This window comes from Synechococcus sp. CCAP 1479/10 (genome assembly GCF_019038515.1).
GTDB lineage: Bacteria > Cyanobacteriota > Cyanobacteriia > PCC-6307 > Cyanobiaceae > Cyanobium.
Map to the genome: position 1 here is coordinate 78,834 of NZ_JAFKRJ010000051.1, position 10,499 is coordinate 89,332.

General features: G+C 72.7%; 12 protein-coding genes. 7 read left to right on the forward strand and 5 right to left on the reverse strand.

The window, feature by feature from the left end; translation table 11 throughout:
* Positions 1 to 12: 12 nt before the first annotated feature.
* Both KUG39_RS16825 and KUG39_RS16830 read left to right on the forward strand, forming a co-directional pair.
* The gene (locus KUG39_RS16825) at positions 13 to 318 is read left to right on the forward strand and encodes a DUF8646 family protein (protein WP_094585199.1); all 306 of its coding nucleotides are present in this window, start codon (positions 13 to 15) and stop codon (positions 316 to 318) included.
* A 31-nt stretch (positions 319 to 349) separates the two neighbouring features.
* Positions 350 to 1,030, forward strand: coding sequence for an LmeA family phospholipid-binding protein (locus KUG39_RS16830; protein ID WP_286193037.1), 681 nt, complete (start codon positions 350 to 352; stop codon positions 1,028 to 1,030).
* A 19-nt stretch (positions 1,031 to 1,049) separates the two neighbouring features.
* On the opposite strand, the gene KUG39_RS16835 is transcribed toward KUG39_RS16830, so the two are convergent.
* Genes KUG39_RS16835 through KUG39_RS16845 form a run of 3 tightly spaced genes read right to left on the reverse strand, consistent with a single transcriptional unit; the run spans position 1,050 to position 3,944 of the window.
* Positions 1,050 to 1,967, reverse strand: a complete 918-nt coding sequence (locus KUG39_RS16835; protein ID WP_216914261.1) for a phosphatidate cytidylyltransferase — start codon at positions 1,965 to 1,967, stop codon at positions 1,050 to 1,052.
* Positions 1,968 to 1,977: 10 nt separating this feature from the next.
* A complete protein-coding gene (cbiT, locus tag KUG39_RS16840) occupies positions 1,978 to 2,577 on the reverse strand; it encodes a precorrin-6Y C5,15-methyltransferase subunit CbiT (protein WP_094585201.1) in 600 nt (199 codons plus the stop codon).
* 5 nt (positions 2,578 to 2,582) lie between these two features.
* On the reverse strand, positions 2,583 to 3,944 hold the full coding sequence (locus KUG39_RS16845) for an aminotransferase class I/II-fold pyridoxal phosphate-dependent enzyme (protein WP_216914259.1): 1,362 nt from the start codon (positions 3,942 to 3,944) through the stop codon (positions 2,583 to 2,585).
* On the opposite strand from KUG39_RS16845, the gene KUG39_RS16850 reads away from it, so the two are divergent.
* The 4 genes from KUG39_RS16850 (at position 3,943) to KUG39_RS16865 (ending at position 9,516) form a co-directional block, all read left to right on the forward strand.
* Entirely contained in the window at positions 3,943 to 5,658 is a 1,716-nt protein-coding gene (locus KUG39_RS16850; RefSeq protein WP_286193036.1) for an ABC1 kinase family protein, read from the forward strand. The genes KUG39_RS16845 and KUG39_RS16850 overlap by 2 nt on opposite strands.
* Before the next feature lie 56 nt (positions 5,659 to 5,714).
* Positions 5,715 to 8,648, forward strand: a complete 2,934-nt coding sequence (locus KUG39_RS16855) for a hypothetical protein (RefSeq protein ID WP_216918383.1) — start codon at positions 5,715 to 5,717, stop codon at positions 8,646 to 8,648.
* An 89-nt stretch (positions 8,649 to 8,737) separates the two neighbouring features.
* The gene (locus tag KUG39_RS16860) at positions 8,738 to 9,217 is read left to right on the forward strand and encodes a hypothetical protein (RefSeq protein WP_094586101.1); all 480 of its coding nucleotides are present in this window, start codon (positions 8,738 to 8,740) and stop codon (positions 9,215 to 9,217) included.
* A 119-nt stretch (positions 9,218 to 9,336) separates the two neighbouring features.
* Complete coding sequence (locus tag KUG39_RS16865) at positions 9,337 to 9,516, forward strand: hypothetical protein (RefSeq protein ID WP_094586094.1); 180 nt, start codon at positions 9,337 to 9,339, stop codon at positions 9,514 to 9,516.
* Positions 9,517 to 9,526: 10 nt separating this feature from the next.
* On the opposite strand, the gene KUG39_RS16870 is transcribed toward KUG39_RS16865, so the two are convergent.
* The gene (locus tag KUG39_RS16870) at positions 9,527 to 9,757 is read right to left on the reverse strand and encodes a hypothetical protein (RefSeq protein ID WP_216914253.1); all 231 of its coding nucleotides are present in this window, start codon (positions 9,755 to 9,757) and stop codon (positions 9,527 to 9,529) included.
* Between the two features lie 138 nt (positions 9,758 to 9,895).
* On the opposite strand from KUG39_RS16870, the gene rbp reads away from it, so the two are divergent.
* Positions 9,896 to 10,186 (forward strand): RNA-binding regulator, encoded by a 291-nt coding sequence (gene rbp / locus KUG39_RS16875; protein ID WP_094586092.1) that lies wholly within the window; start codon positions 9,896 to 9,898, stop codon positions 10,184 to 10,186.
* 90 nt (positions 10,187 to 10,276) lie between these two features.
* Here rbp and KUG39_RS16880 read toward each other — a convergent pair.
* Positions 10,277 to 10,499: sigma factor-like helix-turn-helix DNA-binding protein (locus tag KUG39_RS16880; RefSeq protein ID WP_286193035.1), on the reverse strand; the 223-nt coding region annotated here is incomplete at its 5' end.

Below are 10,499 nucleotides of genomic sequence, written 5' to 3' on the forward strand. Positions count from 1 at the left end.
GGAGCGACCCCGATGACGCCTGACGACAAAGCCATCCTGGCGGCGTCCGCCCCCTGGCTGGGGGCCCTGCTCAACGTTGTGCCCGGCCTGGGCACCGGCTACATCTACCAGCGCCGCTGGCGTGCCTACTGGATCACCACGGCCCTGGCCACGGGCTGGTTCCTGCTGGGGGCGGTGCTGGGGGGCGCCGGCACCGTGGCGGACCCGTCGACCGCCGATCCCACCGACCAGCTGATCGGCCTGGGGGGGCTGCTGCTGCTGGCGGCGGTCACGGCCGCCGAGGCCTTCCGCGCCGCCCGCCAGGCCCGGACGGAGTGAGAATCTGGGGAGCCCTGTCCCCTGGTGGCGGATGAGCGAGACCCCGGACGGCGAGCGACCCAGCGAGGGGACGGCGCCCGAAGCCTCCGAGACCACCGGCGGCCCGGTGATGGGCCTGCTGGCCCGGGGGCTGGAGCTGTGGCTGCGCCAGCAGTGCGACGCCATCGAACGGCTGGAGATCCGCCTGGAGGGCTCCGGGCTGCGGCTGCTGCGGGGGCGGCTCGACGGCGTGCGGCTGCGGGCCCGGCGGGTCGTCTATCAGGCGATGGAGATCGAGGAGGTGGAGCTGCGCTGCGATGGCATCCAGGTGCGCATGGGATCCCTGGTGCGCAACCAGGCAGTGAAGCTGGAGTCGCCCTTCCGCATCCAGGGGCAGGTGAGCTTCAGCGGCGATGGGCTGAGCCGCTCCCTGAGCACCCCGGCCTGGCGCAGCCTCGGCGACGGCCTGGCCGACGACCTGCTGGGCCTCACCCCCCTGGCGGGGCTGCGCATCCGGGAGGACCGGCTGCTGCTGCGGGCCTTCGCCAGCGGCGACCGGGAGCCGGTGGAGCGGGAGGTGGCGGTGCGGGCCGATGGCGGCACCGTGGAACTGCGCTGCGCCGAGGGCACCCCCCACGCCCGGCTGCCGATGGATCCCAACATCCGCATCGAGCGGGCCGAGCTCGGCGCCGGCCTGCTGCACCTGGAGGGGGAGGCGCGGGTCTCCCCCTGAGGGACCCGGCCGGGGACGATCAGCCCCGCTGCAGCAGGGGGAGCACCAGGGTCACCAGGGAATAGACCACCGCCGGCACGAACAGGTAGCTGTCGATCCGGTCGAGGATGCCGCCATGGCCGGGGATCGCATCGCCGGAATCCTTCAGGCCCGCATCCCGTTTCATCATCGATTCGGTCAGGTCACCCACCAGGGCGAACAGGGAGACCACCGCCCCCAGCACCGCCCCGATCAGCCAGCCCCAGCGCCAGCCCAGCAGCACCCCTCCCGCGGCCCCCACCAGCAGGGCGCAGACCACCCCGCCCAGGGCCCCCTCCACCGTCTTCCCCGGGGAGATCGGCGAGAGGGCGTGGCGCCCCAGGCGCCGGCCGATCACGTAGGAGCCGATGTCGGTGGCCACGATCATCAGGCAGGCCAGCAGGGTGAGGGCCATGCCCGGACTCCAGGGCCAGCCCAGGCCCTCCAGGGCGGGGGCCAGGGCCGGGTCGGTCAGGTCCCGCAGCTTGATCCAGTGGCTGGGCAGGAAGCCCAGATAGAACAGGCCGAACACCGAGGCGGCGATGTCGGCGATGGTGCCGGTGACCGGCTGGAGCAGCAGCCAGCCGCAGATCACCGCCCCGGAGGCGGGCAGCACGGCCGCCGCCACGTCGCCCGCCATGCCGCTCCCCATGCCGCTCCCCCCCCAGAGGCTGCCGGCGGCCACCTGGGTGGAGACCAGCAGCAGCTGCACCGCCACCAGGGTGGTCTTCACGGCCGGCCGGATGCCCTTGAACTGGGCCATGCGGAAGAACTCCAGCAGGCCCAGGTGCACGATCACCCCCACGGCGACGGTGAACCACCAGCCGCCCAGGCCCACCACCACCAGCCCGAAGCCACCCGCCAGCCAGCCGCTCAGCAGGCGGGAGAGGGACGTGGCGGGGCGGGGGGCGGGAGGCAAGGGTTCGGACTCAGCGCTCGGCGGCGATCACGAACAGCGGCTCGGCGGCCGCCAGCTTGGCCTGGCTGCCGCGGCGCTGCATCCGGTGCACGGTGGCCTGCACCACCTGCACATCGTGGGCGCCCAGCTGGGCGAGGGTGTCGGTGGCCTTCACCAGGCCCTCGAGGTTGACGGTGCTGATCACCAGCCGTCCGGAGGGCTGCAGCGCCCCCCAGACGGACCGCAGCACATCCTCCAGGGGTCGCCCCACCTCCAGCAGCACCCGGTCGGGGTTGGGGGGGAGCAGGGCCAGGCCCTCCGGGGCCTCGCCGGCGTGGATGTGCAGGTTGTGGATGTCGAAACGCTGCCGGTTGCGTTCCAGCAGCTCGATCGCCTCCGGATCCCGCTCCAGGGTGTGCACCGCGCCGCCGGGCATCAGCCGGGCGATCTCCAGGGCCAGGGCGCCGGTGCCGCCGCCCACGTCCCAGACGAGGGAATCGGCCCGGGGCCGCAGGTGGGCCAGCAGCATCACCCGCAGCTCCAGCGGTGTGGGGCTGAAGCCCGGGGCGTCCTCGAAGGCGCTGTCCGGCAGTCCGGGGGTGACGAAATCCCAGTGGAAGGGGTTCGGCAACGGGCTCACGAACCGGCCACGACGCTCACCGTATCAGCGATCTGACCGGGCCAGAGACGCCGTTGCGCCAGCAGCCAGTCGGCGCGGGCCGGATCGATCCGCTCCCCGGGCACCAGCAGCGGGATCCCCGGCGGATAGGGACAGATCGGTGCGGCCGCAACCCGGCCGGCGGCCTGCTCCAGGGGGATGGCCTCGGCGGGACTCCGCCAGGCCACGCCGATCGGCAGCTCCGGTGCCGCCAGCAGCGGCAGGGGGGGCGGCGTGAAGGCGGGCAGCGGCGGCCCGCCGAGGGCCCGGCGCAGACCTTCCAGCTGGCGCGGCAGGCGCCGCTCCACACCCCGGGGAGGATTGAGCCCAAGGCAGAAGGTGAGGGCGCCGGGTTCCGGCAGCTCCGCGATCACCCCCCGCTCCAGCAGCCAGGTGTCGGCCTCCAGGCCGTTGATCCCCAGCGGGGCCGTGGCCAGCACCAGGCGCAGGGGATCGCCGTTGGCCACCAGCGGCAGGCCCAGGTCCTCCAGCCGGCGGTGCAGCCGGCTCGCCCGGGTCACGGCCCGCTGGCGCTGGCGCCGGCCGGCGGCGCTGGCGCCGTGCTCCAGGGCCGCGGCCGTCGAGGCCAGCAGCAGGGCGCTGGGGCTGGAGGTCTGCAGCCACAGCAGGGCCCGCTCGATGGCGGCCGGTGCCACCCGTTCTCCCTGGGCCAGCAGGGCGGCGCTCTGGGCCAGGCCGGTGCCGCTCTTCTGGACGGAGAGCACCACCAGATCGGCGCCGGCGGCCAGGGCCTCGCCGCCGCCGTGGGCCTGGTCCACCAGCACCGGCAGCCCCGCCCGGTGGGCCAGGGCCACCAGGGCCGGCAGATCGGCCGCCAGCCCCTGGTAGGTGGGATCCACCACCACCAAGGCCGCCGGTGGGGCGCCGCCATCCGCGGCAGCGGCCGCCAGCACCCGCTCCAGCCGCCGGGGCTCCGGCGGCTGCCAGAGGCCCGTGAGCGGATCGCTGCTGAGGTCGTACAGCAGGGGCTCGAGGCCGCCCAGCACGCAGCCGTGCAGCAGGCTGCGGTGCAGGTTGCGGGGCAGCAGCACCCGGGAGCCCGGCGGGCCCAGGGCGAGCAGGGCCGCCTGCAGCAGCCCCGAGGCCCCGTTGACCCCGAACCAGCAGCGTTCTGCCCCCAGCAGGGCCGCCGCGCGCCGCTGGGCCTCGGCCACCGTTCCCTCCGGCTCCAGCGGCCCCCCGAAGCCGGGCAGTTCGGGCAGATCCCAGCTCCCCGGCGGCTGGCGCAGCAGGCGCCGCAGATCGGGGGCCAGGGCCCGGCCCCGGCCATGGGCCGGCAGGTGCAGGGCCAGCGGCGCTGACCGCCAGAAGGGGCCCATGGACCGGGGAACACAGTTCCTAGAGTCTGGCCATCGATGGGGCAGGACCCTGACCGAAGACGTCACCCCCACCCCGCGCTACGACCCCAACGCGGACCTGCGCTGGCTGCTGCTGCGGCCCTGGGTCCTGGTCAGCCGGCTGATCGTGGTGCTGTGGCGCCTGGCGGGCCTGGGCCTGCGGCTGGCGGTCCAGTCCAGCAGCACCGATGCCCGGGTGCAGCAGCGGCTCGCCCGCGCCATCCTCGAAACCCTCAACGACCTGGGCCCCTGCTTCATCAAGGTGGGCCAGGCCCTTTCCACCCGTCCGGACCTGGTGCGGCGCGACTGGCTGGAGGAACTGGCCCGCCTCCAGGACGATCTGCCCCCCTTCCCCCACAAGGTCGCCCTGGCGCTGATCGAGGCGGAGCTGGGGGCCCCGGCCCACCAGCTGTACGAGGAGTTCCCCGACTACCCGATGGCGGCCGCCAGCCTGGGCCAGGTGTACCGGGCCCGCCTGAGCGAGGGCCACTGGGTGGCGGTGAAGGTGCAGCGGCCCGACCTGCCCTTCATCCTGCGCCGCGACCTGGTCATCATCCGATCGCTGGCGGTGCTGGCGGCCCCGTTCCTGCCGCTGAATCTGGGCTTCGGGCTCGGGGCGATCATCGATGAGTTCGGCTCCACCCTGTTCGAGGAGATCGACTACCGGCGCGAGGCCGACAATGCCGAACGCTTCGCCACCCTCTTTCAGGACCATCCGGAGGTGACCGTTCCGGCGGTCGTCCGCAATCTCAGCAGCCGCCGGGTGCTGACCACCAGCTGGATCAACGGCACCAAGCTGCAGAGCCGCCGCGAGCTGGAGGCCCACCACCTGGATCCGGCGGCCCTGATCCGCACCGGCGTGATCGCCGGCCTGCAGCAGCTGCTGGAGTTCGGCTACTTCCATGCCGATCCCCACCCGGGCAACCTGTTCGCCCTGCCGGGCAAGACGAACGGCCTGGGCCATGTGGCCTATGTCGACTTCGGCATGATGGATTCCCTCAGTGATGCCGACCGGCTCACCCTCACCGGGGCGGTGGTGCATCTGATCAACCGGGATTTCGACGCCCTGGCCAGGGATTTCGTGGCCCTGGGCTTCCTCAATCCCAGCACCCCCCTGGGGCCGATCGTGCCGGCCCTTGAGCAAGTGCTGGGTGGTGCCCTGGGGGAGAACGTCGGCAGCTTCAATTTCAAGGCGATCACCGATCGCTTCTCGGAGCTGATGTACGACTACCCCTTCCGGGTGCCGGCCCGCTTCGCCCTGATCATCCGGGCGGTGGTGAGCCAGGAGGGCCTGGCGATGCGGCTCGACCCCGACTTCCGCATCATCCGCGTGGCCTACCCCTACGTGGCGAAGCGTCTGCTGGCCGGCGACACCGCCGAGATGCGCGAGAAGCTGCTGGAGGTGATCTTCGATCGTGACGGGCGCCTGCGGGTGGAGCGGCTGGAGAACCTGCTGGCCGTGGTCGAGAACGGTTCCGCCTCCACCGATCTGCTGCCGGTGGCCCGCGATGGTCTGCGCCTGCTGCTGGGCAAGGAGGGCACCAGCCTGCGCCAGCGGCTGCTGCTGAGCCTGGTGAGCCACGACCGGCTGCACACCGATGATCTCCAGGCCCTGCTGGGCCTGATGCGGCGCACCTTCTCGGCCCGCAAGCTGGCCACGGGCCTGCTGGCCCGCTTGAATCCGCTCGCCGCCTGACGCCTTCCGGTGCCCGTCGATCCCCACGGCTTCCACGCGGCGACTTGTGAGGCCCATTGAACGAGGCCCTGCTGGTGATCCTCCTGCCCCTGCTGGTGGCGGGCTGGGTCCTGCAGGTCCGTGCCCTGGAGCGGCGGGTCCGGCGCCTCGAGCAACAGGCCGCCTCCCTGAGCGAGCGCTTCTTCGCCCTGTCGCTGTGGAGCGAGGTGCTCCAGAAGCGGCTCGACGGGGACGCCGCACCCGAACCGGCCAGGCTCGCCGCCGCTGAGGAGCTCCCCCCACCGGCGCCCCAGGCCATAGCCGAAGCCAGGTCCGAAGCTGAAACCGAACCCGTGGCGGTGGCGGCGGCGGTGGCCACCCCCGCGCTGCGCCCCCCGACGACCCCCGGCCTCCCCCGTGCCCCCCGGCCCCGCGCGGCGACCGGCGGGCCCTGGAAGCGGATTGAGCGGCTGCTGGTGGAGAACTGGAGCGGCCTGCTCGGGGTGCTCGTGGTGGTGGCCGGGGTCACCTTCCTGACGATCAACGCGGGCCTGGAGCTGGGGCCCCGCGAGCGGTTCCTGCTCACCCTGCTGGTGGGCGGGGCCCTGGCCCTGCCCTCTGTGCTCTGGGGCCGGCGCCCGCGCTGGCGCGACCTCACCGACGCCATGCGCAGCGGTGGCGGCGCCCTGGTCCTGTTCGCCTGCGCCGCCGCCGGCGGTCTGCCCCAGTTCGGCCTCCAGTGGATCGAGCAGCCGGCCCCGGCCCTGGCCCTGCTGGCCGTGGGCGTGGCCGCCAAGCTGGCCCTGGCCGCCATCGCCCGTACCGCCGCGATGGCCTCCCTGCATGTGGCGGTGAGCCTGGTGCCCCTGGCCATCGGTCTCGAGGGCGGCCCAGCCCTGGCCATCGCCGCCGCCATTGCCCTGGTGGGCTCGGAGCTGCCCGTGCGGCACCGCTGGCCGCGGCACCGGCTCGTCGTCAGCTGGGTGTTCGGCGCCTTCCAGGTGGCCTGGTTCCTGCGCAACGGCCCCGCCCTGGCGGCCTCCCCTGCCCTGGTCGGCGGAGCGGTCCTTGCGGCGGTGCTGGTGTTCGGGCCGGGGCTGCTGCGGCTGCACCGCTCTGGGGCCGCGCCTCCCCGGCTGCAGGCCGTGCCGACGGCGTTGCTGCTCAGCCAGTGGGGCGGCCTCGCTCTGGCCCTGCTGCTCTACCCCCCTGCGGCGGCCGTCCGCGCCGGGGCCCTGGCGGCCGCCGCCGCGGCGGCGCTGCTGCTGGGTCAGGGGGCCCGGCGCGGGGGGCCGCGCTGGCTGGCCCTGGGCGATGGCCTGGTGGGGCAGACCCTGGTGCTCGCGGCCCTTCTGAGCCTGGCCCCGCTGATCGCCGACGGGCCGTTGCTGGCCGGCGTGGTGCTGTTGGAGTCGCTGCTGTTCCTGGCCATCGCCGTGCGGGAGGGCTCCGGACCGCTCAGTCGCGTCGGCTGGTGGCTCAGTGCCGCCGCCGGGGCGGTGCTGGCCCTGAGCGGCCTGGGAGCCGCACTGCTGCGCGGCGACCCGGTGAACCAGCTGCAGACCGCTGCGGTGCTCACGGTCGGGGCGGCCCTGATGGCGGCGATGCAGGTGCTGCTGCAGCGCCGCGGTGTGTCGCTGCCCCTGCCGCCCCTGCTCGGCTGGCTCGCCGGCGGCCTGGTCGCCGTGGGGACTGTCCTGGTGGCGCCGGAGGACTGGCGTTCGGCCCTGAGCCTGGTGGTGATGGGCGCCTTCCTGGTGGCGGCGCGCCGCTGGCGCCCCCCCGGCCTGCTGAACGGCATCACCGTGGCGATCGCCCTGTGCCACGGCGCCGGCTGGCTGACCCTGCTGGCCCAGGCACCCTGGCCCCCGCTGCTTCTGCTGGCCCGCCTGCTCCCCCTGACGGTCCTGGCCCTGCTGCTGACGGTCACCGCTGGTGACGGCCGCCGCCAGGGCCTGGGGATGGCGCTGCTGGGCGTCGATGCGGGGCTGGCCGTGCTGTGGCTGCTTGAGCCGATCTCACCGCTGCTGCCGGGGGCGGCCTGGCTGCTGCTGTCCGCCGCGGCCCTGGCTGGGACCCGCTGGCTGCGGGGCGGTGCCCTGCGGGTGGCTCTGGGGCTCTCCCTGGCCTACCTGGCCGCCTTCGGCGCCTCCTTCCTGGTGGTGATCGGGCCCAGCCAGGAGCTGGTGACGCTCGGGGTCCTGCAGGTGCGCGCCCGCCTGTTGATCGAGCTGCTGGCGATCGCCGTCGGCCTGCACGGCTGGTTTTTCCGGGCGGGGCCGGACCTGGCGTGGCTGCCCAGCTGGAAGGCGGTGCAGCCCTGCTTCCTTGAGGCGGTCCTGCTGGGGGTGATGGTGCTGCTGCAGGGGGAGATCAGCGCCCCCTGGCGACCCGTTGCCTGGACCCTGCTGGCCCTGCTCCTGGTCTGCCCGGCCCTGGTGCGGCGCTTCGCCATCCGGCTGCAGGTCTACGGGGTGATCGTCTACTGGCTGGCGGTGGCGACGCTGCTGGTCGGCCTCAGCATCGACCTGCCGTCCTTCCCCGCCGCCACCGGAGCGGCCCAGACCGCCGGGCTGGTGGCGATCGCTCTGCAGACGGCCTTTGTCCTGGCCTGCCGCCGCTGGCTCGACCTCGAGCGGCTGCCCGATCCGGGCGGATGGCCGCCCCTGGCCTGGGTCGGCGGACGGGTGGCGCGCCGCCGCAACCTCTGGCTCGGCCATCCGCTGTTCATCGCCGTGGCTGTGGTGCTGGCCAGCGGCTACGACCGGGCCCTGCTGACCTTGCTCTGGACGGCGGAGGCTTTTGCCGTCTACCTGCTGGGGGTGGTGCTGCGGGAGCCCCAGTTCCGCCGGGTGGCCCTGGTTGGCCTGGGGGCCTGCCTGCTGCGGCTGCTGGCCATCGACATGGCCCAGGCCGACCTGGGGCTGCGGGGGCTGGTGTTCGTCGGCGTCGGGCTGCTGCTGCTGGCCCTGAACGCCCTGGTCCATCGTTTCCGCAGCCGGTTCGGCTGAGGGGTTCCGCTGACGGGTCACTCGGATGGGGCGGCTCAGGCGCCTAGGGTCGGGCGCGATCGCCTGTCTCCGTCCCCGCCGTGTCCCTGCTGCTGGCCGCCCTCGACGCTGCTCCCGTGACCCTCCGGCAGGCGGGGCTGGACCAGGCCAGCGGCGCCTACGGCGATCTGGACGCCATGGAGATCCTGCTGGAGTACGCCCCGCTCACCTACCCGCCCTACATGCTGGCCGGCATCGGCCTGGCCATGGCGGTGCTGTGCGGGCTGACCTTCGCCCGGATGGTCCAGAACCGGCTGGAGGGCTGGAAGCAGGACCGGCTGGCCCTGCTGCCGATCGCCAACCTGGAGACGACCATGCCTTACGCGGGGCTGGTGATCGGCGTGACGCTGTTCATCGGCGCCAGCCTGCAGGTGTTCGGCTTCGCCGCCGGTGCCGCCCTGCTGGTGGCCTTCGTGCTGTCGCTGCTGACCGGCGGTGCCCTGTGGGTGCAGCTGGAGCGGCTGATGGCCCAGGTGCAGGACGGCACCTTCCGCGCGGTCGACTTCGACAACTTCGACCAGTTCTTCTGATCCTGGTTGCGGGAAGGGCCCTGGGCCCGATGGGAAGCCCGGTACGGATAGCCGCTCCGGGTGCCTCCGCCCGCCAGCTGGCAACCGCTCGTAATGTTCTGAAATATCGCAAGCAGGACATGCAGCCCTCCCTTTCCCTTAACCGCCAGTTCTCGATCGCCGTCCACTCCCGCGCCATCGACAACTGCAACGACATCGAAGAGCTCCGCAAGGTCGCCAAGACCCTCCTTTCCGCCTGGCAGCACCAGGCCGAGTTCAGCGAGCACTACGGCGCCCAGGCCCTCGGCATCCGCCCGTAGGCCGAGGCGTTCAGGCTGTTCCGTCTTCGGAGCCACCGGCGCCTCTTCGGCGCCACAGCTTCAGGCCGACGCCGCCCCACAGCAGGCTCCAGAGCACGAAGGTGATCAGGGTCCCCACCTGGCCGCCTTCGAGGTCGTAGACGCCGGCGCCGATGAGGCTGGCATCGATCAGCGAGCCCCCCACGCCCCAGCCCAGCACCCAGAGCGCCACGAGGGCGATGGCCGTTGCTTGCTCCTTCATGGTTCGCCCTGCGCAGGGGTCCCAGCCTGCCAGCCCATCCAGGCTGTACGCTTCTGATGATTCAAAGATTTCTCTTCGGCGAGTGACAACGTCCTGCAAGGGCTATCGACGAATCGGTACATAATTGTTTCTCTGTTCATGACGATTTACGTTGGAAATCTCTCCTTCGATGCGGAGGTGGAGGATCTCAACCATCTGTTTGCGCAATATGGAGCGCTGCGTAACTGCAGCCTGCCCCTCGACCGGGAAACCGGCCGCAAGCGCGGCTTCGCCTTTGTTGAAATGGCCAATGAGGCCGATGAAACCAAGGCCATCGACGACCTTCAGGACGTCGAGTGGATGGGGCGGATGATCCGGGTCAACAAGGCCCAGCCCCGCACCGGTGGTGGTGGCGGCGGTGGCGCCGGCGGCGGTCGCGCCCGCTACTGAGTTTCGCCGAAACGGTCGGCAGCCCCCGGAAACGGGGGCATTTTCATGGCCGTGCCTTTGGCTTGGCCTCCGGCCTTGCCCCCCAGAGGCTCAGGCCACCAGGTAGGCCTCCAGGGAGCGGGAGTGGTGGCGGATACCTTCGAGAGCCCGCCGCTCCAGGTTGCGGGTCTTGTCCCGGCTCATCCCCAGGGTTCGGGCGATGCCGGTGAGGCTCATCGGCTCCTCGCCGTCGATGCCGTAGCGCATCTTCAGCACCCGCCCCTGCAGTTCCGGCAGCTGCTCCAGCAGGGCCCGCAGGTCCCCCTTGAGGCAT